At 67.5% G+C, this 22,707-nt stretch carries 16 protein-coding genes and 1 other RNA gene; 6 read left to right on the top strand and 11 right to left on the bottom strand.

Features of this window, described 5'->3' with window-relative positions:
• The 4 genes from JS533_RS07225 to ptsP all read right to left on the bottom strand — a co-directional run.
• The coding region (locus JS533_RS07225) for a formate--tetrahydrofolate ligase (protein WP_241513765.1) at window positions 1-1,188 on the bottom strand (1,188 nt) is incomplete at its 3' end.
• A gap of 74 nt (window positions 1,189-1,262) precedes the next feature.
• Window positions 1,263-2,933: a C69 family dipeptidase gene (locus tag JS533_RS07220; RefSeq protein WP_241513764.1), complete on the bottom strand. Its 1,671-nt coding sequence runs from the start codon at window positions 2,931-2,933 to the stop codon at window positions 1,263-1,265.
• A 77-nt stretch (window positions 2,934-3,010) separates the two neighbouring features.
• The gene (locus tag JS533_RS07215) at window positions 3,011-3,565 is read right to left on the bottom strand and encodes a YbhB/YbcL family Raf kinase inhibitor-like protein (RefSeq protein WP_241513763.1); all 555 of its coding nucleotides are present in this window, start codon (window positions 3,563-3,565) and stop codon (window positions 3,011-3,013) included.
• 103 nt (window positions 3,566-3,668) lie between these two features.
• Entirely contained in the window at window positions 3,669-5,318 is a 1,650-nt protein-coding gene (ptsP, locus tag JS533_RS07210; RefSeq protein WP_241513762.1) for a phosphoenolpyruvate--protein phosphotransferase, read from the bottom strand.
• 301 nt (window positions 5,319-5,619) lie between these two features.
• Between ptsP and JS533_RS07205 the strand changes: the two genes are divergently transcribed.
• Both JS533_RS07205 and JS533_RS07200 read left to right on the top strand, forming a co-directional pair.
• Window positions 5,620-5,880 carry an HPr family phosphocarrier protein gene (locus JS533_RS07205; protein ID WP_241513761.1) on the top strand — a complete coding sequence of 87 codons (261 nt, stop codon included), beginning with the start codon at window positions 5,620-5,622 and terminating at the stop codon, window positions 5,878-5,880.
• Between the two features lie 117 nt (window positions 5,881-5,997).
• A complete protein-coding gene (locus JS533_RS07200; protein WP_241513760.1) occupies window positions 5,998-7,062 on the top strand; it encodes a LacI family DNA-binding transcriptional regulator in 1,065 nt (354 codons plus the stop codon).
• A gap of 3 nt (window positions 7,063-7,065) precedes the next feature.
• Here the strand turns inward: JS533_RS07200 and JS533_RS07195 are convergent, their stop codons facing one another.
• The 5 genes from JS533_RS07195 to ffs form a co-directional block, all read right to left on the bottom strand.
• Entirely contained in the window at window positions 7,066-8,244 is a 1,179-nt protein-coding gene (locus JS533_RS07195; protein ID WP_241513759.1) for a DNA polymerase III subunit delta', read from the bottom strand.
• A complete protein-coding gene (tmk, locus tag JS533_RS07190) occupies window positions 8,241-8,993 on the bottom strand; it encodes a dTMP kinase (protein ID WP_241513758.1) in 753 nt (250 codons plus the stop codon). The genes JS533_RS07195 and tmk overlap by 4 nt, the downstream gene beginning before the upstream one ends.
• Window positions 8,990-11,956, bottom strand: coding sequence for a type I DNA topoisomerase (gene topA / locus JS533_RS07185; RefSeq protein ID WP_241513757.1), 2,967 nt, complete (start codon window positions 11,954-11,956; stop codon window positions 8,990-8,992). Before topA ends, tmk begins: the two co-directional genes overlap by 4 nt.
• A gap of 89 nt (window positions 11,957-12,045) precedes the next feature.
• Entirely contained in the window at window positions 12,046-13,299 is a 1,254-nt protein-coding gene (locus JS533_RS07180; protein WP_241513756.1) for a phosphatase PAP2 family protein, read from the bottom strand.
• A 55-nt stretch (window positions 13,300-13,354) separates the two neighbouring features.
• An RNA gene (gene ffs, locus JS533_RS07175) (signal recognition particle sRNA small type) lies at window positions 13,355-13,449 on the bottom strand.
• A 188-nt stretch (window positions 13,450-13,637) separates the two neighbouring features.
• Between ffs and JS533_RS07170 the strand changes: the two genes are divergently transcribed.
• Window positions 13,638-16,079: a transglycosylase domain-containing protein gene (locus tag JS533_RS07170; protein WP_420838635.1), complete on the top strand. Its 2,442-nt coding sequence runs from the start codon at window positions 13,638-13,640 to the stop codon at window positions 16,077-16,079.
• Window positions 16,080-16,208: 129 nt separating this feature from the next.
• On the opposite strand, the gene rsmI is transcribed toward JS533_RS07170, so the two are convergent.
• On the bottom strand, window positions 16,209-17,213 hold the full coding sequence (gene rsmI, locus JS533_RS07165; protein WP_338024169.1) for a 16S rRNA (cytidine(1402)-2'-O)-methyltransferase: 1,005 nt from the start codon (window positions 17,211-17,213) through the stop codon (window positions 16,209-16,211).
• A 147-nt stretch (window positions 17,214-17,360) separates the two neighbouring features.
• On the opposite strand from rsmI, the gene JS533_RS07160 reads away from it, so the two are divergent.
• The 3 genes from JS533_RS07160 to JS533_RS07150 all read left to right on the top strand — a co-directional run bounded on the left by JS533_RS07160 (window position 17,361) and on the right by JS533_RS07150 (window position 21,768).
• Window positions 17,361-19,865, top strand: coding sequence for a glycoside hydrolase family 94 protein (locus tag JS533_RS07160; protein WP_241513755.1), 2,505 nt, complete (start codon window positions 17,361-17,363; stop codon window positions 19,863-19,865).
• Window positions 19,866-19,977: 112 nt separating this feature from the next.
• Window positions 19,978-20,799, top strand: coding sequence for an alpha/beta hydrolase (locus tag JS533_RS07155; RefSeq protein WP_241513754.1), 822 nt, complete (start codon window positions 19,978-19,980; stop codon window positions 20,797-20,799).
• Between the two features lie 174 nt (window positions 20,800-20,973).
• Window positions 20,974-21,768 carry a TetR/AcrR family transcriptional regulator gene (locus tag JS533_RS07150; RefSeq protein WP_241513753.1) on the top strand — a complete coding sequence of 265 codons (795 nt, stop codon included), beginning with the start codon at window positions 20,974-20,976 and terminating at the stop codon, window positions 21,766-21,768.
• Here the strand turns inward: JS533_RS07150 and JS533_RS07145 are convergent.
• The gene (locus JS533_RS07145; RefSeq protein ID WP_241513752.1) at window positions 21,765-22,697 is read right to left on the bottom strand and encodes an ROK family protein; all 933 of its coding nucleotides are present in this window, start codon (window positions 22,695-22,697) and stop codon (window positions 21,765-21,767) included. The genes JS533_RS07150 and JS533_RS07145 overlap by 4 nt on opposite strands.
• Between the last annotated feature and the right edge of the window lie 10 nt (window positions 22,698-22,707).

The following is a 22,707-nucleotide window of genomic DNA, read 5'->3' as shown; positions in this document are numbered from 1 at the left end:
CGCGGCCGGAGCGACGGCGTTCGTGAGCACGTCGACGAACGCGTCGATCTGGTCGGCCAGGCCGGCGCCGCCGTCGCGGTACAGGTTGCCGACGATCGGATCGCGGAAGCCGAGCTTGGCCGCGGTCTCGCGCAGGGACGGCACCTGATCGTCCTCGCCCTCCCACAGGTTGATCAGCGGGAACGCCGGAACGTCGAGCTTTTCGAGACGGTTGACGTGGAACGGGTAACGCCATGCCAGTTCCGGATCGTCACGCCACGTCGACGCGCGGGTCACGACGACCGCGGCCGACGGCCACTGCGCGCCGTACTCGCGGCAGGCGATGTCGAGCCACTTCTGCGCGCCCGCGTCGGTGCCGTAGCCGGCCTCGACGATGACGACGTCGTGCAGCGCGCACGCCATCTCCACGGAGACGAGCGTCGGGATGCCGATCGACACGTTCGCGAACGGGCCGCCGTGCACGTAGACCGGGGAGCCGTTGACGGTCTCGGTCAGGGCCGGCTTGACCGCGTCGGCCAGCATGTCGGTGATGCGCCACAGGTCGATGAACTCGCCGAACTGGACGGGCTTGCCATCCTTCGTGCCGGCGATCATCGCGGAGACGCGCTTGCCAAGCTCGTCCATCGAACGGGACAGGACGACGATCTGCATCAGCTCGGAGGTCGGCGTGAGCACGACCTTCTCGGCGACGTTGTTCTTGCCGGCGTCCACGGTGATGGAGCGCAGCGAACGCGACGGGACTTCGGAGACGCGCGGCACGAGGATCGTGTCGAGCTTGCCCTCGTCGATCGCCTTCTCGGCGAAGGAGACGAGCAGGTTCTGGGCGGCCGCGATGGCGGCCATCTCGCCGCACAGACCCCAGTCGATGAGCTCCGGGTGGGTCAGCGACGCCTTGCCGCCGCCGGACGCGCCGCCCTTCGAGCCGGCCGCGGTGATGCCCATGCTCGGCTGGCGCAGCACGGCGGTCGCGTCGATGCCGCGGGCGCGCAACGCGTCGATGAGCGCGATGGTCGTGGTGGTCTTGCCCTCGCCGCGGGACGCCTTGAGCGGCGTGTCGGCGGTGACGAGCACGACCTTGCCGTGCTTGCGCGGGGCGTCCGGGTTGGACTTGAGGAAGTCCATGTAGCCGAACGCGTCGATCTTCTTGACCAGGCCGTACTGGCTGGTGAAATCCTCGATGGTGGTCATTGGGGGTTTCCTTTCTTTCGTCGGGCTTGTCTTTCGACGGGCTGGAACAGTTGAGAAAACGGAGAAATCAGACCTTAGAAGTCGGACAGGTGGAAGCCGTTGCGCATCTTCATGCTCACCGTGTAGAGCACGGAGTCGAGCAGCTGGTCGGTTTCGTCCTTGAGCATGTCGGCCATGCGCCGGTTGGCGGCGGCCAGCGTCTCGCGCACGGCGGCGTTGCGGGTCGCCTCGATGATCTCGTCCGGATCCATCGGCTGCACGTCGCGCTCGTCGTTATCGTCGCCGTCGAAATCGTCGAAGTCGATCTCGTCGACGGCATCGGCCGCAACATTCTCGGCCTCGTCCGCGGCGACGTCCTCCTCGGACTCCGGCCACACGCCGTCGATCGCGTTGATCGCGGCGTCCGTGTCGGCGACCAGACGGTGGCCGAACGCGCCGGTCTTCTGCTGGTAGCGGTCCACGGCGTTCGACGTGTCGGCGAACGCGGAGTCGCACAGAGCGGCGATGACGCGGTTGGCCCAGTAGAAGTTCTCGGTCGTCACGCGCGTGGTCGTGTCCTCGAGATACTTCGGCGTCTCGTCGACGTTCGGGTAGAACGGCACGAGCGTGTTGAACGGGTTGGAGCCGTAGGCGATCCACTGGATCGCGCGGTCGGCCTGCGGACGGTACGGGCGGATCTGCATGACCGACAGCTGGCTCTGGCGGTTGATGCCGATCGGACGGTACATGTGCTTGGTGTGTTCGTCGCCGAGCTTGCCGTACGGATCGTACGGGGTGCCCTGATAATGGTTCGACAGGACCCACTTGATGTCCTCGATCGTCACCTTGCGTTCGGGCTGGCGGGCCCACGGGATGTCGTTGGACTCCGGCTTGTGGTCGGCGTCGGGGCCGTCCCAGACCTCGTCGTACGGGTTGAGGAAGCGCTGCATGGCCCATGCGCGCGGCGTGTTGTACACGTGGTCCTGGTCGGAGTGCGAGCCGAACGCGTCGCGCGGGTTGAACGGCGTGGTCGATTCGACGGACAGGTCGAGATGGTTGTCGGAGATGAACTCGGCGAGATCGGCGGAGCACATGTGGTTCTCCTGCTCGCCGAGCGCGTCGTCGAGATCGAACTCGTCGATGCCGAGCTGGTTCGGCATGGTCACGTACGCCTCGTCCGGCACGCGCTTGGCGATCCAGTGATGGCCGCCGACGGTCTCCATCCACCAGATCTCGTCCGCGTCGGAGAACGCGGTGCCGTTCATCTCGTACGTGCCGTACCGCTCGAGCAGTGCGCCGAGACGCTCGACGCCCTCGCGCGCGGTCTTGATGTACGGCAGCACGAGCGTGACGAAGTCCTCCTCGCCGATGCCGCCGGGGACCTCCGGCTCGTAGCCGGGCTCGCCCTCACGGCCACGCGCGGGCTTGCGCACGACGAACGGGTCGGCGCCGAGCACGCGCTCGTTCGTGGTGAGGGTTTCGGTGGCGCTCATCGCCACGTTCGCCTCGTTCACGCCGGCCTCGCCCCAGATGCCGTCCTTGAGATCCGCGTTCGGCACGGCCGTGTACTGCATCGGCTCCTCGTCGCTCAGATCGACTTCGACGTGGGAGATGACGCTGCGGTAGTGCTTCGGCTGTTCCTCGGGCTTGACGACGACGAAGCGCTTCGGGCAGAATTCGCCGTTCGAGCTGTCCTCGTTGCGGGCGATGATCGTCGAGCCGTCGTAGCTTGCGTCCTTGCCGACCAGAATCGTGGTGCAGGCCATGGTTGTTGTTGCTTCCTTTCTGAGAAATGCTGGCTGAACGTTTCGGGATGGGCTTGTGACCGGTCTTGCCGGAACGCTCACGCCTTACCGGTAACGAAGATACCGCCCTGGTCGGGCGTTTCGTCGCAGTTTCTCAATGCATGAAGCAGTTCGTTGAGCCAGAATCCCTGGTTGAGGCCGGGCAGCGGCTTCTTGGTGGCCCACACGTGCAGGTAGTAGTCGTGGTCCTTGTCCGGAGGCTGAGGACCGTTGTATCGCATCGTGATCGCCGGGTCGTTGTCGCGGCCGACGAACTTGGACGCGGACGAGTTGCGGCCCTGCACGGCCTCGGGGATCATGGCCGGCAGCTGGCGGGAGAAGTCCGGCGGGATCTGCAGGGCGTGCGAATCGTTGAAGTCGTACATCAGCGCGTCGATGGGCAGGTTGGCGACCGTCCAGTGGATCCATTCGAATCCGCACACCGGGATCGAGTCCGGATCGGTGAAGGCCCAGTGCAGGTAGCGGGCCTCGGGTTCGATCTGGTCGATGTAGAAGGGGAAGGAGATGACGGGGATGCCGGCGTTGCGGTAGGGAGCGGCCGCGGCCTTGGCGAAGTCGTCGGGAACGACGGTGAAATCAGCGGAAATCTTCATGTGCCCAGTGTACGCACCGATGTGTAACACGAGGACGCAAAACGGGCATGCGACCTGTTGGCCGCATGCCCGCTGGGATCAGATGGGGATCGGATGGAACCGACTACTTGGCCGGCTTGTAGAAGTCGCCGTTGAGGGCCTTGGCGGCCTTCTCCTTGGCTTCCTCGAAGGTGACGCCGGCGAGCTCGGCGCGCACGTCGTCGAGGGCGACCGGGGTCATGGACAGCGAGTTGACGCCGAGGCCGACGAGCACGACGGCCAGATCCGGATCGGCCGCGGCCTCGCCGCACACGCCCACCGGCATGCCGTACTTGTTGCCGGCGTCGGCGATGAGCTTGATCATGCGCAGCACCGCCGGGTGCCAGGCGGTCTGGTAGTTGGCCACGGAGCCGAGCGTACGGTCGGCGGCCATCGTGTACTGGGTCAGATCGTTGGTGCCGATGGAGACGAAGTCGGCGACCTGCGCGACCTTGTCGGCCATCAGGGCGATGGACGGGACCTCGGCCATCACGCCGACCTTCTTGAGGCCGAAGCTCTTGCCGAGCTTGACGAAGTAGTCGGCCTCGTACTCGTCGGCGACCATCGGGGCCATGACCCACAGGTCGGCGTCGGTCTGGGCGTCGGCGGCGGCGAGGGCCTTGAGCTGGCCTTCGAGCACGTTCATGTGCTCGCGCAGGGTGCGCAGGCCACGCAGGCCGAGGGCCGGGTTCGGCTCGTCCTCCGGGGTCAGGAACGGCAGCGGCTTGTCAGCGCCGGCGTCGAGCATGCGGATGACGACCTTCTTGCCCGGGAAGCGGGAGAGCAGCTCGGCGTACGCCTTGGTCTGGTCCTCGACGCTCGGCGGCTCGGAGTTGCCGATGAACAGGAACTCGGAACGGAACAGGCCCACGCCCTCGGCGCCGTACTCGAGCGCCGGATCGGCGTCCTTCGGCTTGCCGACGTTGGCCAGCAGCGGCACATGGTGGCCGTCCTTGGTGGCGCCCGGCTTGCCGCGCAGCTCCTTGGCGGCGGCGGCCTTGGCCTTGGCGTGCTCGGCCTCTTCGATCTGCTCGGCGGTCGGCTCGGTGGTGACGGTGCCGGCGGCGGCGTTGACGATCACCTGCTCGCCGTTCTTGAGATCGGCGGCCTCGGCGGCGGAGACGACCGCGACGATGCCGCGGGCGCGCGCGAGGATGGCAGTGTGGGAGGTCGGGCCGCCCTGCGAGGTGACGATGGCCAGCGTCTTGTCCATGTCGAGCGCGGCGGTGTCGGCGGGGGACAGATCCTCGGCGACGAGCACGAACGGGGTTTCGGAGAACGGCACGCCCGGGGCCGGCACGCCGAGCAGGTCGGCGATGACGCGCTGGCCGACGTCGTGCAGGTCGGCCGCACGCTCGGCCTGGTAGCCGCCGATGGCCTTGAACATGGCCTCGACCGCGCCGAAGCCGTCGAGCACGGCGCGTTCGGCGGTCTTGCCCTCGTTGATGAACGTCTTGATGCCCTCGGCCAGCGACGGGTCGGAGGCGAACATGGAAATGGCCTGCAGGATCGGGGCGGCCTGCTTGGCACCCTCGTCGCCGTTGGCGGCCTCTTCGGCGCGGCGGGCCAGGTCGGCGTTCACGACGGCCAGCGACTTGGTGACGCGCTCGATCTCGGATTCGGCGGAGATGTCCGCGGCGCGCGGCGCGTCGGCGGGCTCGGCCAGCGGAGCGGCCATGCGAATGACGGGGCCGACGGCGATTCCGCGACCGATGCCAACACCCTTGATTTCCATGTGATCTCCTTTGTTCGTTGTCTGGTTGTGCCAGTTATGCCTGTATTCGCCTTCGGCCTGTTCGCCTTGGGCCGGCCGGCATCCGCGCGAGCGGACCCCCGCCGTTGACCACCGACGTCATCGCCGGTAAATCATTTTCAGTTGGTAGACAGTATACGCCGGTAAAACCGCGACACGCCAACAGTAATCGTTTACTGAAATACCGACGCAACACGTGTTATACTCGTCAATCAGCAGCCGATCGCGGCCGCGCTGAAAACAGCAAGTACCAACCGGTACATCGACGCAAAGGAGTGTCCACATGGTTACCCGCACCATCACCATCAACGATCCCGTCGGCATCCACGCTCGTCCGGCCGCGCAGTTCGCCCAGGCCGTCACCGCCTCCGGCTGCACCGTCACCATCGCCAAGCAGGGCGGCAACCCGGTCCCGGCCGGCTCCATCCTCTCCGTCATGGGCCTCGGCATCAAGCAGGGCGACGCGGTCGAGATCAACGTCGAGGGCGACAACGCCGAGTCCGTGGCCGACAACCTGACCAACATCCTCGTCGCGGCCGAGTAACGCTTTCCCTTCCTCTTCCTATCCTCGAAACGGCCGCCCGCGGTATCCGGGCGGCCGTATTCTTTTCTCCGGACATTTTCCGGACCATCGCGGGCGACGAATCAAGGAGGCAACAGCATGACGACGAACGGCACCGTCCCGGCAGCGAAGCCGGCGGGCGCGCAGTCCGGCACCGCCTCGATCACCAACGTCGCAGCCCTCGCCAACGTCTCCACCGCCACCGTCTCGCGCGTATTGTCCGGCAAACGAGCCAAGGACGACGACATCGCCCGCCGCGTGCGCGCCGCCGCCGAGGAGCTCAACTATTCCGTCAACTACGCGGCCAGCGCGCTGCGTTCCGACGTGACGAACACGATCGGCCTGATCATCCCCTCCGCGACCGACCCGCTCAGCGCGCAGCTGCTCGACGAGCTCGAGCCGCTCACCGACGTCGACTCGCAGCAGCTGCTGCTCGGCATCGGCGCCACGCAGGAGAAGCAGGAGGAGCGCATCGAATCGCTCGTCGCGCGCAACGTCGACGGGCTGATCATCGTCACCGCGCCCGGCGCGGAGCTCGCGGCCACGCTGGAACGGCAGCAGATCCCGATCGTGCAGGTCGGCGGCCGGCAGCGTTCGTTCCGCACGTCGATGGTGAGCATCGACGACAACGCGGCGATGGAGATGAGCGTGCGGCATCTGGCCGAATCCGGCGTGCGATCGGTCGCATATCTGGCGAACCGCGACATGTCGTTTGAATCGGCGGAACTGTTCGCCATGTTCCACACGCAGGTGCGATCGTATTCGCTGCATACGGACCGTGCATGGAACCAGTTCGGCGAGAAGACCGTGCAGCGCGGCTTCCACTGCGCGATGCGGCTGTTCGGCGACGCGCTCGACCGCTCCGGCCGCGACGATCTGTACCGGCTGCGGCCGGAGGCGCTGATCTGCTGCGACGATACCGTCGCATTCGGCGCGATGGTCGCGCTCGACGCGCTCGGACTCGCCGTGCCCGGCGATGTGCGCATCATCGGCTACGGCGACTCGCCGCTCGCGCTGACGACGATGCCACAGCTCACGTCCGTCCGCCCGCCGGTCAGGCAGACCGTCGCCGAGGCGCTGCGACTGATCGCGGCCGGACCGGCCTCCCCCGCGCACATCACGCTGCCGCCGCAGCTCGTCGCACGCGGCTCGACCGGCGACTGACGATCAGCGCGGAATCAACGAGCAGAACAGGGCTTCGAACAGGAGCAACGGGTTGCCGTTACCGGCCAGACGCCGCCGTGCGACGGCGATGTCATCCAATCGCCGCACCGCGGCCTCGCGCGTCAGACGCACCGACAGTTCGGTGATCGCCGTGCGGTTCTCGAGATTGACCAGGCCGACCGAATCCTCCGCGTTGTTCTGCAATACGGCCACGTCGCGGTACACCGACGCGATCGAATTGAGCGCGCGGTCGAGCACGTCACGGCTGCGACGCGTGGCGCGTCGCTTGAGCTCGTCCTTCTTGGCGATCTGGTTGTACGCGCCGCGCAGGCTCGGCGGGATCCGGTCCTTCTCCCCCAGTCCGTTGATGCGGCGGAACTCGTCCTCCGCGGCCTTGGCCTGACGGTTCACGTCGGCGTCGGCCTGCGCCTTCGCGTTGTCGATGAGACTGCCGGCGAGCAGCACCGCGTCGGACGCGCGCGCGAGATTGAGCACGCCGACGACCAGTTCGTCGCGGTCGGACATGACCCGCTCGTCCGTGGCGTACAGTCGGGCGACGCCGATGTGCCCTTCGGCGAGTCGGGCCGCGCGCGCGGCGACGTGCTCGTTGAAGCGTCTGTCGTCCGGCAGGGTCGGGTTCACCGAGTGCATGAGGAAGTCGGCGACGGCCCGGTCGGACGGCACGGCGAGGTTGACGATGCGCGTACGCGAGCGGATGGTCGGCAGCACATCCTGCGCGCTCGGGGCGCACAGCAGCCAGATCGTATGTTCGGCCGGCTCCTCGATCTCCTTGAGCAGCACGTTCGTGGTGCGCTCGAGCATGCGGTCGACGTCTTCGATGATGATGATCCGCCACGGCGCGGTGCTGGGCATCTGTTCGCTGACGCCGATGAGCTCGCGCACCTCGGCGATGCCGATGGTGACCTTGTCGGTGGCGAGCGAGGTCACGTCCGGGTGCGTGCCGGCGAGCACCTGCCGGGTGACCTTGGTGGGTTCGTCGTTCAGGCCGTGGTCGGGGCTTTCGAGCGCGGCGGCGAACGCGCGGGCCACGTTCGAGCGTCCGGAGCCGGGAGGTCCGCAGATCAGCCATGATTGGGCGATGGCCTTCGGATCGCCGGCGGCGATCGCACGCAGCTGGTCGGTGACGGGCTTCTGGCCGACGATCGAATCCCATACGCTCATCGTGCGGCGCCTTTCCGGTTGCGGGACGACTGGGACGCGTCCTCACGCGCCGCGAGCAGCGCGTCGAGGTCGGCCTGGATGCTCCGCCATACGTCCTCGACTGAGCGGCCCGCGTCGATGACGCGGAATCGGTCCGGGTCCTCGGCGGCCAGGTCGAGGAACGCCTGACGGGTGCGCGACTGGAAGCCATCGCCGGCCGATTCCATGCGGTCCGTGCCGTGGCGCAGACGCGCGTGCGAGGCGGCGGGGTCCATGTCAAGCAGGTACGTGCGGTCGGGCAGCAGGTTGCCGGTGGCCCACATGCTCAGATTGCGGATCTCGTAGGCGGTCAGTTCGCGGCCGCCCGCCTGGTAGGCGAGCGACGAGTCAATGTAGCGGTCGGTGATGACCACGGCGCCGCGCGTCAAGGCCGGGCGGATGACCTCGGCGACATGCTGCGCGCGGTCGGCGGCGAACAGCAGCGCCTCGGTGCGGGCGGCGATGTCGACCGGGACGAACCTGGCCTTGGCGGCCGCTCCCGTTTCGGCCGCCAAGGCCGCGGCTCCGGAGACCGGCTTGCCGCCGGCCGTCTCCGCGACGACGCCCTCGAGCAGCATGCGGCGGATCGCCTTGCCCAGCGGCGTGCCGCCCGGTTCGCGGGTCACGACGGTTTCGCGGCCGAGATCGCGCAGATACCGTCTCAGCCGCTTGACCTGCGTGGTTTTGCCCACGCCGTCGACGCCCTCAAACGAAATGAACAGTCCGGTCATGATTCCTTGGTGGTCTTGGCCGCGGATTTGCGGGTGGCGGTCTTCTTCGCGCTCGACGTGGCCTTCTTGGCCGTGGCCGACTTGGCCGTCGTCTTGCGCGTGCGCTTCTTGGCCGGTCCGGCCGCGCGCTTCTCGGCGAGCAGGCGGAACGCCTCGGCCGGCTCGATCGACTCGGGCGTGTACTGCTTGGGCACCGTGCGGTTGGTTTCGCCGTCGGTGATGTACGCGCCGTAGAAGCCGTCCTTGATGGTCACCGGCTTGCCGGTCTCCGGATCCGGGCCGAGCTCGCGCAGCGGCGGCTTGGCCGTGCCACGCCCGCGGCCACGGTACTTCGGCTGCGCGAACAGTTCCTTCGCCTTGTCGATGTCGACTGTGAAGATCTCGTCCTCCGAGCCGAGCGAACGGGTTTCGGTCTTGCCGTCCACCGCGGTCTTGGTCAGGTACGGGCCGTAGCGGCCGTTGTTCGCCTCGACCTTCGATTCGCCGATCTCGCCGGTCTCCGCGTTCGTCTCCTCGTACGTGCCGACGAGCCGCGGCAGGCTGAGCAGTCGCAGCGCGTCCTCGAGCGTGAGCGATTCGGGGCTCATCGTCTTGAACAGCGACGCCATCTTGGGCTTGGGAGCGGCGGCCTTCTTGGTCGTCTTCGCCGTGGTCTTCCTGGTCTTGGCCGTGGTCTTCTTCGCGGCGTCCGCGGCGGAGGACGCATCGGCGGCCTCTTCCGCGGTCGCACCCGCCTCCGGCTCGGCCGCCGGCACCAGCGCCACATACGGGCCGAACCGTCCGTTGCGCACCTCGACCGTGCCGCCCGAAACCGGGTCGACGCCCAGCACGCGCGGGCCGCCCGAATTGTGTTCGATCAGATCATGGCCGACCTCGACCGTCAGCTCGTCCGGGGCGAGCGTGTCCGGCAGGGACGCGCGCTTCGGATTGCCTTCCGCGTCGAGATGCTCCATATCCTCCAGATACGGGCCGTAGCGGCCGACACGCACATGCAGGCCGTCGCCGATGTCGATCGTGTTGATCGCGCGCGCGTCGATCTCGCCGAGCTGCGCGACCTGCTGCTGCAGGCCCGCGTGCGCCTCGTCGGCGTTCGCGGCCGCGCCCTCGCCGGAGCCGAAGTAGAAGCGCGTCAGCCAGTCGCGGCCGGTCTCGCGTCCGTGCGCGATCTGGTCGAGCCCGTTCTCCATGTCGGCGGTGAACTCGTAGTCCACGTACTTCGGGAACTTCGTCTCGAGCAGTTTGATGACGGAGAACGCCAGCCACGACGGGATGAGCGCACGGCCGCGCTCGTACACGTAGCCACGGTCGATGATCGTCGAGATGATGCTCGCGTACGTCGACGGGCGGCCGATCTCCTTGGCCTCCAAGGTCTTCACGAGCGACGCTTCGGTGTAGCGCGCCGGCGGCTGCGTCTCGTGGCCGTCGGCGGTCACGTCGCGCGCGCCGACCTGCTGGCCGACGTTCATCGGCGGCAGCGACGCGTTGTCCTCCGCGTCCTTGGCCTTGGCCGCGGTCTTGCCGTCGGCGGTCGCGGCCGCACCGGACGCGGCGGAACCGGCCGCACCGGACGCAGCAGCCGCACGCCGGCCCTCCCCCGTCGCCTTCATGAAGCCGGGGAACTCGATCACCGTGCCGGAGGCCTGGAACACCGCCTCGCCGAACGCCTCGCCGGCCGGAGCCGAAAGCCGCACGGTCGCGGTCGAACCGGTCGCGTCGGCCATCTGCGAGGCGAGCGTGCGCTGCCAGATCAGCGTATACAGTTTCAGCTGGTCCGGCGGCACCTTGCTGGCCAGTTCGGCCGGATCGTGGAACGTCGCGCCGGCCGGACGGATGCACTCGTGCGCCTCCTGCGCGCCGGCGGTCTTGGTCGCGTACTGCTTGGGCGCATCCGACAGGAACGCCTTGCCGAAATGCTGTTCGACCGAGGCGCGCGCGGCCGAAATGGCCTCCTGCGACAACGTGACCGAATCGGTACGCATGTACGTGATGTAGCCGTTCTCGTACAGGCCCTGCGCGGCGCGCATCGTCGCGCGCGAGCTCATGCCGAGACGGTTGCCGGCGGTCTGCTGCAGCGTCGACGTGGTGAACGGCGGCTGCGGACGACGACGGTACGGCTTGGTCTCCATCGACATGACGGTGAACGCGGCCGCACGCAGCGCGTCGGCGACGGCGTTCGCGTCCGTCTCGTCCAGCTGGCGCACGTTGTCGGCGAGACCGGCGGCGGTGAGCCTGCCGTCCGCGCCGAAGTCCTTGGACACGGCGAGACGACGGCCGCCGAGCGAGATCATGCGCGCGTCGAACGTGGCCTCCTGCCCTTCCGCGTCGGGCGCGGCGAGTTCCGCCGTCACGTCCCAGTAGGGCGCGCGGACGAACGCCATGCGCTCGCGCTCGCGCTCGACGATGAGACGAGTCGCGACGGACTGCACGCGACCCGCGGACAGGCCGGGTCCGACCTTGCGCCACAGCACCGGCGACAGCTCGTAGCCGTAGAGGCGGTCGAGGATGCGCCGGGTCTCCTGCGCGTCGACCATCGCGCCGTCCACGTCGCGCGTCTTGGTCAGCGACGCCTTGATCGCCTCGGGCGTGATCTCGTGGAACACCATGCGCTTGACCGGCACCTTCGGCTTGAGCGTCTGCACGAGATGCCACGCGATGGCCTCACCCTCGCGATCCTCATCGGTGGCGAGGTAAAGTTCGTCGGCGTTCTTGAGCGCGCTTTTGAGCTCGGAGACGGTTTTCTTCTTGTCGCCGTCGACGATGTAATACGGTTTGAACCCGTCCTCGACGTCCACGCCGAACTTGCCGAACTTCGCCTTGTCGGACGCGGGCACCTGGCTGGGCTGCGCAAGATCGCGGATGTGGCCCACCGATGCCATGACTGTGTACCCGTTGCCGAGGTAGCCGCCGATCTTCTTGGCCTTGGTGGGAGACTCCACGATGACGAGCTTGCTGCCGGTTGCCATGCCTTCTCCTTAATACTGTGCCTACGGAACGTCATATTAACCATGACGTGCGGTCAACGGCCTCGTCAATCGACGGTTCCGGTGTTGTGTCAGCGACGCGGCGGCGCCGGAGGCGCGCCGACGAGGCCGAGCTTGGTCAGCGGCGCGGCGGTCAGGTGGCGCAGGGCAAGCGCCAGTCCGAAGACGAGCGCGGCGATACCGTTCACGCCGACGATCACCGACAGGTACGCCCCCGACGCCGACCACGCGGCGCTCAGCGCGAGTCCCGGCGCGATCTGCCAGATCACGTACGCGGCGTACGCGCAGGCGAGCAGGCCGGCCGTGACCATCACCGTGGCGACGATCTGCACGCTCACGGACGAGACGCGACGGCCGGGATCGTCCATGCCGGACGTGCGCGTGAACGCGAGCGCGAGCAGCGCGAGTCCGCCGACGATCAGCAGCGACATGGCCACGTCGGTCGGTCGGTGCCAGCCGCCGGCGATCACCGACATGCCGATCACGACGGAGAAGAACGCGGCGAACAGCGCGCAGACGGCACGCCACGCGCGCGGCACGGCGAGCAGCAGGATCATCGCGGCGGTCGCGGCGAGGATCGTGTGGCCGGACGGCGCGGAGTTCGTGTGCGGCGTGCCGGTTTCGATCAGGTACGGCCGCGGCAGCACGTCCTTGAGATACGTGGCCGCGTAGCACAGCGCGGCGAGGACGACGGTCTGGCCGATCAGCCACCAGCGTCTGCGCACGATCATGACGACGAGTCCGGCCAGTCCGATGAGCAGCGACATGATGATGGTCGGGTTGAGGTCGATCGGCAGGCCGAGATAGCGGTCGGAGATCAGGAACGGCTCGAGCAGGAACGTCAGCCAGCCGGGCAGGTTCTGAGAGAAGCCGGTGATGACGATCTCGTCGTACGACTGGCCGGTTTCGGTGCGCACGCCGAGCCACCACACGCCGAACGCGGCGGCGACGAGCAGCAGGCCGAACACGACGCACAGCACGCGGCTGGACGTGCGCGGGCGGACGGCGAGCGGGTCGAGCCGGGCGAGGCCGCGTTCCAGATCGTCCGTGTCGGCGGACGTGACGGATGCTTCGGATGCGCCCGCCATGCCGGGGACGGCGGCACCGTTGCGGTTTGTCCGCGGCTGCGACGACGGCCGTGGCGCGGCGGCCGGCGCGGGCTCGCCGAACGCGTCCGTTTCGCGCAATGGTGCGAACGTGGCGGACGGCTGCGTCGCGGACCGCCCATCCGGGTCCGCGGCCTGCGACGGCGCCTGCTGCAGCATGTTCAGGGAGGGCTTGGGGTCGCGCACGATGGGTTGCTGTTCGTCGGTCTTGTCGGTCATAGGCCCGACTCTACTATCCGACGCACGGGCCGAACCGAGCAAAAGCGCGAAAGTATGGAAAAACCTCCACGCACCCGCCAGAGGCCACTTACCCTTGCTGCATTCCTGCCCTGGGGGAGTTGGGTGACATAGCGCCGCGTGGAGGCTGTTAAACAGTGTACAGCATCCTCGGACAAACGCCGACGGCGACGGCGGGCGGGGCGGCGACGGACGGGATATTGGGCAGTGGGCCGGTGCGCGTCGAATTGTGAGGATTCAGGGGAAATAGTGTGAAGGAACCCGTGTAATCGTGTGAGAGTGTGCCGGTGTTTTCATGGGTGGTGGTTACGGTGGGGGTCATGTCTGACTCACGAAACGCATCCCGCAGCTCCAGCTCGGCCAACAACGGCACCCGTCGCCACGCGGCGCACCGCGCCGGTTCGCGCACCCGCACGACCGCACGCACCGCGCGCAACAGCGGTCCGCGCCGGCCGGCGGCACGCCATTTCGGCGGCGGCATGCACCGTTCGGCCGGAAGCCCGCAGCCGAAACGCAACAGGCACCTGTTCATCAAGATCCTCCTCGGACTGATCCTCGCCGGCATCGCCGCGGGAGTCGGCGTGTTCGCATACTTCTACGTCACCACGGAGATCCCGCAGGCCGACAAGATCGCGCTCGCGTCGAAGACGACCGTCTACTACTCGGACGGCACCACGCAGATCGGCTCGTTCGCCGAACAGAACCGCGAGATCATCGAATGCAACGACCTGCCGGACTACGTCGGCAACGCGATCGTCGCGTCCGAGGACCGCACGTTCTACACGAACCGCGGCATCGACCTGCGCGGCATCGGACGCGCGCTGATCAACAACATCACCAAGGGCACCCGCCAGGGCGGCTCGACGATCACCCAGCAGTACGCGGAACGCTACTATCTGGGCGAAACCACGTCGTACATCGGCAAGGCGCGCGAGGCGATCCTCGCGCTCAAGCTCGCGCAGGCGCAGGACAAAAGCGAGATCCTGTGCAACTACATGAACACGATCTACCTCGGCCGCGGCGCGTACGGCATCCAGGCCGCCGCGCAGGCGTACTTCGGCAAGGACGCGAAGGACCTGACCATCAACCAGGCGGCCATGATCGCCGGCATCATCCCCGCGCCGAGCACATGGGACCCGGACGACAACGCGAAGATGGCCACGCAGCGCATGAAGCGCGTACTCAACATCATGGAGGAGGACGGCTACATCACCGCCGCCGAACACAAGGCGAACAACACGCTGCCCAAGACGATCGAGTATACGCAGAACAACGTGCTCGGCGGCTACAACGGCTACCTGCTGACCACCGTGGAGAACGAGCTGATCAACTCCGGGTCGTTCACCAAGGACGACATCGAAACCGGCGGCTACACGATCGTCACCACGTTCGACAAATCCATGCAGCAGGAGATGCAGACCGTCGGCGACACGCGCCCCGACGGCATGCCGTCAAGCATCCAGGTCGGCGGCATCGCCGTCGACCCGCGCGACGGCTCGGTCAAGGCCATGTACGGCGGCTCCGACTATCTCACGCAGCAGCTCAACAACGCCACGCAGGCCACGTTCCAGCCCGGCTCGACCATGAAGCCGTTCGCGCTGCTGGGCGCGGCGCAGGAGGGCGTGAGCTTCAACACGATCTTCAACGGCAACTCTCACCAGCACTTCAGCGGCATCGAAAAGGAAGTGAACAACGCGCTGGAGATCAACTGGGGATACATCAACCTGTACCAGGCCACGGCCAACTCGGTGAACACCGTGTTCATGAACGTCAACGAGCACCTGACCCCGCAGCGGCTCGCGAAGATCGCGCACGAGGCCGGCATCACGTCCAAGATCGACGAGACGTCGCCGTACAACGTGCTCGGCATCAACGCGACCACCGCATGGGACCTCGCGCAGGGCCATTCGACGATCGCCGCGAACGGCGTGAAGAACACGCTGCACGTCGTCTCCGTCGTCAAGGACTACAAGGGCAACGAGATGTACAAGACCGCGGCCGAGAACAAGCAGGTGTTCGACGCGAACGACTGCGCGCTCGTGCAGAAGGCCATGCTCGGCACCACCACGACCGGCACGGCGGCCGGAACCGCGGCCGCGCTCGGCCGCGACGTGGCCGGCAAGTCCGGCACCGCGAACGACGAGACGGCCGCCTCGTTCGTCGGCTATGTGCCGCAGCTGCTCAACGTGTGGGCGATCTGGAACCCGGACGAGAACGGCTCGCCGCAGGTCGTGCCCGAATTCTCCGGATACGGCGTCTCCTCGACCGGCTACCCGGCGCATCTGTTCACCGAGTTCATGCAGCAGGCGCTCGCCGGCACGGACGTCGAGCAGTTCCCGACCGCGACCGACAACGGCAAGGTCGGCGGCCCGGACGGCACGTGGGGCACCGGCGGCGGCTACACGTACACGTATTCGAACGGCGGCGCGTCCGGCACGACGACCGAGGGCAACGACGGCACGTCCGGCACGACCAGCGGCGGCTCCGGCGACGGCAGCGGCGACGGTTCGGACACGACCGGCGGCACCACGGACAGCGGGACGGCCGACGGGACGACCGGCACCGGCAACACCGGGGCCGGCACGACGGGCACGGGCGGCACCAGCGGCACGGGCACCGGCACCGACGGCGCCAGCGGAACCACGGACGGCAGCTCCGGCGGCAACTCCGACACGACCGGTGGCACCACGAATTCGGGCGCCACCGGCGGCACCAACAGCGACGGCGTCAGCGGCCAGAGCACCGACGGCAGCGCGCAGTGACCGGCCGGGCCGGCCGAACCGGTCCTGCGGCCAGGGGCACAGGCAACAGGCAAGTGGACGGGAACTCACGCAAAACGGTTTTTTACCGTGAGTTCCCGTCCACTTGCCTCCACTTGCCGCAACCGACGCCTACTCCTTGATCTTGAGCACGGCGGCGTAGATCTGCTTGCGGTTGGGCAGGGAGCCGTCCGGCAGCGGATGTTCCTGCGCGACCTGCGTGATCGCGTCCTTGATGCGCAGCCCGTCCTCGAGCGCGCGGTCGATGGCGAGCACGGCCAGCTCGTCCACGCTCAGCGTGGCGGGCGCGGCCGCCGCGGCCTCCTCGTCGGAGGCGCCCGCGATCACCAGCACGATCTCGCCGCGCGGCGGCACGTCGATCACGCCCTGCCGGATCTCGCCGACCGTGCCGCGGCGGATCTCCTCATAATCCTTGGTCAGCTCGCGGCACAGGGCCATCGGCCGGTCCGGTCCGAACGCGTCGAGCAGGTCGTCCATCGACTCGGCGATGCGGTGCGGCGTCTCGTAGAACACGATCGTGCGGCGTTCGGGCAGCAGCATGCGCAGATGCTGCACGCGTTCGGCGTGCTTGCGCGGCAGGAAGCCCTCGTAGCAGAAACGGTCGGTCGGCAGGCCCGACAGCGCGAGCGCGTCGAGCACGGCGGACGGGCCGGGCGCGCACGTGACCGGCAGCCCGCGTTCGATCGCGCGGCGCACGATCGCCAGTCCCGGGTCGTTGATCGTCGGCATGCCCGCGTCGGAGACGACGAGCACGGTCGCGCCGGTCTCGACGCGGTCGAGCAGGCCGTCGGCCTTGCTGCGTTCGTTGTGGTCGTGGTAGGCGACGACGGAGCCGCCCACGTGCACGCCGAGCCGGTTGGCCAGATCGTACAGCCGGCGCGTGTCCTCGGCGGCAACGATGTCCGCGCCGGCCAGCAGCGCGCGCAGACGGTCGGATGCGTCGCCGACGTTGCCGATCGGGGTCGCCGCGAGCACGACCGTGCCGCGCGGGATCGAGACGGTCCGCACGCGCGCGTCCGCCGCATCATCCGCCCCCGCGTCATGCGCGGCCCGTACATCGGCCGCGTCATCGGCTGCAAACGTCGTCTCTTCGACCTCATCAAGCTCATCTGTCATGCCTACCAGTATTCCGCACGCCGGCTACTTCGAGGCCCGCGACGCCGCCGCGACACGACGGAAAAGTCTTATTTATAAAGTTATAAATAACGTGCTATGATGACGTACCAACAGCAAGCAACGATGCAAGCCGAAAGGAAAGAGCACATGCGATACGGTCACTTCGACGACGCCGCCCGCGAATACGTCATCGACACCCCGGCCACGCCCCTGCCGTGGATCAACTACCTGGGCAACGAGAGCTTCTTCTCGCTGATCTCCAACACCGGCGGCGGATACTCCTTCTACAAGGACGCCAAGCTGCGCCGCATCACCCGCTACCGCTACAACGGCGTGCCCTTCGACAACGGCGCCCGCAGCTACTACGTGACCCTCATGAACGGCGACGGCCCCGACGCCAAGCCGATCGAGACCTTCTCCCCCACCTTCCTGCCGGCCAAGACCCCGCTCGACCGCTACGAGTGCCGCCACGGCATCGGCTACACCGTGTTCGAGGCGCAGAAGTCCGGCATCGCCACCAGGCTCACCGCGTTCGTGCCGCTGGGCGCCAACGCCGAGGTCAATCGCCTCGACATCACCAACGTCAACGGCGCCCCCAAGACCGTGGACGTGACCGGCTGCGTCGAATGGTGCCTGTGGAACGCCGTCGACGACGCCAGCAACTTCCAGCGCAACCTGTCCACCGGCGAGGTCGAGGTCGAGCGCCTCGAGGACGCGACCATCCTCTACCACAAGACCGAGTTCAAGGAGCGCCGCAACCACTACGCGTTCTACGGCGTGAACGCGCCCGTCGTCGGCTTCGACACGAGCCGCGACGAATTCCTCGGCCAGTTCAACGGCTGGGACACCCCGCAGGTCATCGCCGAAGGCAAAGCCCACGACTCCGTGGCCCACGGCTGGTACCCGATCGCCGCGAACCGCGTGCGCGTCACCGTCGACCCGGGCGAGACCAAGACCCTCGTGTTCACGCTCGGCTACATCGAGGTGCCGGACGACCAGAAGTGGGAGGATCCCACCGATCCGGCCAAGGTCGGCATCATCAACAAGAAGCCCGCGCACGAGCTGTTCTCGCGCTTCAACAGCGCGGCCGAGGTCGACAAGGCGCTCTCCGAGCTCAAGGACTACTGGAACGGCCTGCTGAGCACGTACAGCGTCTCCTCCGGCGACGCGCGGCTCGACCGCATGGTCAACATCTGGCACCAGTACCAGTGCATGGTCACGTTCAACATGTCGCGCTCCGCGTCCTACTACGAGTCCGGCATGGGCCGCGGCATGGGCTTCCGCGATTCGAACCAGGATCTGCTCGGCTTCGTGCACCTCGTGCCGGAGCGCGCCCGCGAGCGCATCATCGACATCGCCTCCACGCAGATGGAGGACGGTTCCGCGTGGCATCAGTACCAGCCGCTCACCAAGAAGGGCAACGCCGACATCGGCGGCGGCTTCAACGACGATCCGCTGTGGCTGATCGCCGGCGTGAACGCGTACCTGGCCGAGACCGGAGACGCGTCGATCCTGACCGAGCCGGTGCCGTTCAACAACGTCGAGGGCTCCGAAGTGCCGCTGCTCGAGCATCTGCGCCGCTCCGCGAACTTCACGATGAGCCATCTCGGCCCGCACAGGCTGCCGCTGATCGGCCGCGCCGACTGGAACGACTGCCTGAACCTCAACTGCTTCTCCTCCACGCCGGGCGAAAGCTTCCAGACCGTGGAGAACAACGACACGGGCGTGGCCGAATCGGTGTTCATCGGCGGCATGTTCGTGCTGTACGGCGGCCAGTACGCCGACATCCTCGCGCACTACGGCGAGGCGTGCGGCATGTCCGCGGACGCGGTCGCCGACGAGGTCGCGACCGTGCGCGGCGCGATCGACGACATGACCGAGGCCGTGAAGACCGCCGGCTGGGACGGCGAGTGGTTCGTGCGCGCGTACGACGCGTACTCGCGTCCGGTCGGCTCGCACACCGACACCGAGGGCCAGATCTACATCGAGCCGCAGGGCATGTGCGTGATGGCCGGCATCGGCCTGGACGACGGCAAGGCACAGGAGGCGCTCAAGTCGGTGCGCGAGAAGCTCACCTGCGAGTGGGGCACCGCGATCCTCGCGCCCGCGTATTCGACGTACCGCATCGAACTGGGCGAGATCAGCTCCTACCCGCGCGGCTACAAGGAGAACGGCGGCATCTTCTGCCACAACAACCCGTGGATCTCGATCGCGAACGCCGTGGCCGGCAACGACGAGGAGGCGTTCGCCGTCTACCGCCGCAACTGCCCGGCGTGGCTGGAGGACAAGTCGGAGATCCGCAAGGTGGAGCCGTACGTGTACTGCCAGATGGTCGCCGGCCCGGAGTCGCCGACGCCCGGCGAGGGCAAGAACTCGTGGCTGACCGGCACGGCCGCGTGGACGTTCGTGGACGTCTCGCAGTACCTGCTCGGCGTGCGCCCGACGCTCGACGGACTCGCGATCGAGCCGCATCTGCCGGCCGAGTACACGGACCTGACGGTCACGCGCGTCTACCGCGGCGTCACGTACACGATCAAGCTGGAGCGCACCGGCTCGCGCTCGCTGACGGTGAACGGCTCGCCGGTCGAGGGCAACGTGGTGCCGGTGCCGGCCGACGGTTCGACTAGCGTGGACGTCGTGGTCACGTTCTGATCCGGTTGGTTGAGGGGCGGTCGGGCGTCACGTCCGGCCGCCCCTCGGCCATGCTTCGCAGGACGGCTCCCCGGGCCGGGAGAGCCGCGGAATGTCAAGGAAAGAAGGCTTTATGCAGTACATCGACCAGACCATCGACGGCACCGACGGCACCGAGGCGAGGTTCGTCGGCTATGTGATCGACAATTCGCCGGAGGTCGACATGGACCGCCGGCGTCCGGCCGTGCTGGTGATCCCGGGCGGCGGATATGAGATGACCTCCGACCGCGAGGCCGAGCCGATCGCGCTCAAGTTCGTGGGCGCCGGCTACAACGCGTTCGTGCTGCGCTACTCGTGCAAGCCGAGCCTGTATCCGACCGCGCTGTGCGAGGCGGCCGAGGCGATGCGTCTGATCCGCGCGCATGCGGACGAATGGCACACCGACCCGGAGCGCATCGCCGTGATCGGCTTCTCCGCGGGCGGCCATCTGGCCGCGAATCTCGCGACCACCGCCGGCGACGACGATCTGGCCGCGAACGGCTACGATCCGGACGCGGTGCGCCCGAACGCGCTCATGCTCGGCTACCCGGTCATCACGTCCGGCCCGCTCGCCCACCGCGGCAGCTTCGACGCGCTGCTCGGCCCGGACCGCAAGGACGATCAGGCCTGGCTCGACAAGCTGTCGATCGAGAAGCACATCGACGCGAAGACCCCGCCGGTGTTCGCCTGGCACACCGTGCCGGACGACTGCGTGCCGATGGAGAACACGCTCATGATGATCTCCGCATGCAAGGCGGCGGGCGTGAGCGTCGAAGCGCACCTGTTCCCCGAGGGCGGCCACGGACTGGCGCTCGGCACCGAGGAGACCGCATGGGGCGGCAAGGGCAACATCTTCCCCTGCATCCAGGTCTGGCCCCGGCTTGCCATCGACTGGCTCGGCCGTCTCTTCGGCTGAGCCCGGCTGAGCCCGGCTCGGCCCGCTGATCCCCGGCATTCCGGCCCGGTTGCGGTTGCGTTCACAGGAACGGGCGGCCGCAACCGGTCCGACATCATTCGGGGGTACGTTCCGGAGTATGTTCAAGGGTAGTCTTGATAGTCTGCCAACCCTTGCCAACCAAAGGAGATGACGATGACCGTTGCGGCATGGGAACGTTTCCTGGACGACCAGTCCAGCTGGCCTGCGGCCTCGCGCACCACGGAGCATGCGATGGTGCGCGACACGACGAGCGGCACCACGTTCGCCAAACGCAAGCGTATGAGCCCGGAGGAGCGGCATCTGCAGATCATGCAGGCGGCGGTCACGGTCATCGCGTCCAAGGGCTTCTGGGGCATGTCGCTGCAGGACATCGCCGACGAGATCGGCATCACCGAGGCGGCGCTCTACCATTACATCCGCTCGAAGAACGAACTGCTCAACATGGTGCTCGCGGAGGGCTACGATACGCCGGAGGCCGACGAATACAACGCGTCGACCTCGTCGGCGGCCGACTGCGACGGCCATCGCGTCTACTACTATCCGCGCTACTGCGTCAACGTGGTGCTCTACAACCTGCAGCGCCCGGAGATGGTGCAGTTGTTCGCCATGCTCAACGGCGAGGCGCTCAATCCGGAGCATCCGGCTCACCGTTTCTTCATCGGCCGTCATCTGCGCAACTGGGAGCAGATCGGCTCGATGAACTGGGTGCTGCCCGACGGCTATGACGAGGAGCGCTTCTACCACATCTACACGCTGGCGATGTCGGCGATGGACGGCCTGCAGTACCGTTGGCTCGCCGACCATTCGGTCAACCTGCTCGAGGAGTGGCTGGCGTTCTCCGACGAGATCTTCCCCGAGGAGACGTGGGCCGGATTCCGCGACCCGTCCGAATACGATCCGGAATCCGGCTGTCTGCTGCCTCTCACGCTGCAGTCGCGCGAGGTCTAGTCGGCCGTGGTCAGGCCGGCGCCGCGCACCTCGTGCACGAACGCGTAGTATGCGCCGAGCATGCCCGCGTAGCTGGCGTTGCGGCAGCGTTTGATCGGCGTCTCGAAGTCCTTCCAGTTGGGGATCTCCGCCAGCGCCTCGCGCACCAGCGGCAGGAACGCGGTCTCCTGGCAGATCGGCCCGCCGAGCAGCACGCATTCGGGGTCGAGCGTCACCACGACGTTGTAGATGCCGACCGCGATGTAGCGCACCCATTCCTCGACCAGTTCGCGCACGCCCGGCTCGTTCATGCGCCTCATCAGGCTGGACGGCACCACGAAGTCGGCCGGACCGCCGAATTTGGCCGCATAGCGGTGGCCCAGCGAGTTCGTCGACGAGAACTCGTGCAGCGAGCGCGCGCCCTCCATCTGGTAGTTGGTGATCATCATGCCGAGCTCGCCGGCCCGCCAGTCGCGTCCGCGGCGGATGTGCCCGTCGAGGAAGAGCGCACCGCCCACGCCGGTGTCCATGACGGTGAAGACGACGAAATCGTCGAGCTTGCGCGCGTTGCCCGCGTATTTTTCGGCGATGGCGACGCAGTTCGCGTCGTTTTCGACCCAGATCGGCAGATCGTCGCCGATGCGCCGACGCAGTTCCACGCCGATGTCCTGCTGGTAGAGCGCGTTGATCGCGCCGCCGACGACGATCCGCTGCCGGCGCACGTCGACGAATCCGGGCAGGCTGAGCGCGATGCCGTCGATGTCGCCGCGCCGCTGCTCGACCACGTTCGCAAGCCCGTCGAACAGGGCCTGCGAGTCCTCGGTGGGCGTGGCGAACGACGACGGCACGTCCTGCCTGCCGTCCGTGATCACACTGTGGCGGATGAATCGCTGGCCCACGTCGAAGGTCAGCACGCGATTGCTTTCCATGGCTTCCTCCTTGTCGCCCATGCGGTCGATT

It is taken from the genome of Bifidobacterium amazonense (assembly GCF_018555435.2).
Lineage (GTDB): Bacteria > Actinomycetota > Actinomycetes > Actinomycetales > Bifidobacteriaceae > Bifidobacterium > Bifidobacterium amazonense.
The sequence above is the reverse complement of the archived record's forward strand: the minus strand, read 5'-3'. Positions and strand labels throughout refer to the sequence as shown.

Bases quoted from the DNA above. Each gene is read 5' to 3' on its own strand.
- JS533_RS07220 (WP_241513764.1), bottom strand. From the start codon at position 2,933: ATGGCCTGCACCACGATTCTGGTCGGCAAGGACGCAAGCTACGACGGC.
- JS533_RS07215 (WP_241513763.1), bottom strand. From the start codon at position 3,565: ATGAAGATTTCCGCTGATTTCACCGTCGTTCCCGACGACTTCGCCAAG.
- ptsP (WP_241513762.1), bottom strand. From the start codon at position 5,318: ATGGAAATCAAGGGTGTTGGCATCGGTCGCGGAATCGCCGTCGGCCCC.
- JS533_RS07205 (WP_241513761.1), top strand. From the start codon at position 5,620: ATGGTTACCCGCACCATCACCATCAACGATCCCGTCGGCATCCACGCT.
- JS533_RS07200 (WP_241513760.1), top strand. From the start codon at position 5,998: ATGACGACGAACGGCACCGTCCCGGCAGCGAAGCCGGCGGGCGCGCAG.
- JS533_RS07195 (WP_241513759.1), bottom strand. From the start codon at position 8,244: ATGAGCGTATGGGATTCGATCGTCGGCCAGAAGCCCGTCACCGACCAG.
- tmk (WP_241513758.1), bottom strand. From the start codon at position 8,993: ATGACCGGACTGTTCATTTCGTTTGAGGGCGTCGACGGCGTGGGCAAA.
- topA (WP_241513757.1), bottom strand. From the start codon at position 11,956: ATGGCAACCGGCAGCAAGCTCGTCATCGTGGAGTCTCCCACCAAGGCC.
- JS533_RS07180 (WP_241513756.1), bottom strand. From the start codon at position 13,299: ATGACCGACAAGACCGACGAACAGCAACCCATCGTGCGCGACCCCAAG.
- JS533_RS07170 (WP_420838635.1), top strand. From the start codon at position 13,638: ATGTCTGACTCACGAAACGCATCCCGCAGCTCCAGCTCGGCCAACAAC.
- rsmI (WP_338024169.1), bottom strand. From the start codon at position 17,213: ATGACAGATGAGCTTGATGAGGTCGAAGAGACGACGTTTGCAGCCGAT.
- JS533_RS07160 (WP_241513755.1), top strand. From the start codon at position 17,361: ATGCGATACGGTCACTTCGACGACGCCGCCCGCGAATACGTCATCGAC.
- JS533_RS07155 (WP_241513754.1), top strand. From the start codon at position 19,978: ATGCAGTACATCGACCAGACCATCGACGGCACCGACGGCACCGAGGCG.
- JS533_RS07150 (WP_241513753.1), top strand. From the start codon at position 20,974: ATGACCGTTGCGGCATGGGAACGTTTCCTGGACGACCAGTCCAGCTGG.
- JS533_RS07145 (WP_241513752.1), bottom strand. From the start codon at position 22,697: ATGGGCGACAAGGAGGAAGCCATGGAAAGCAATCGCGTGCTGACCTTC.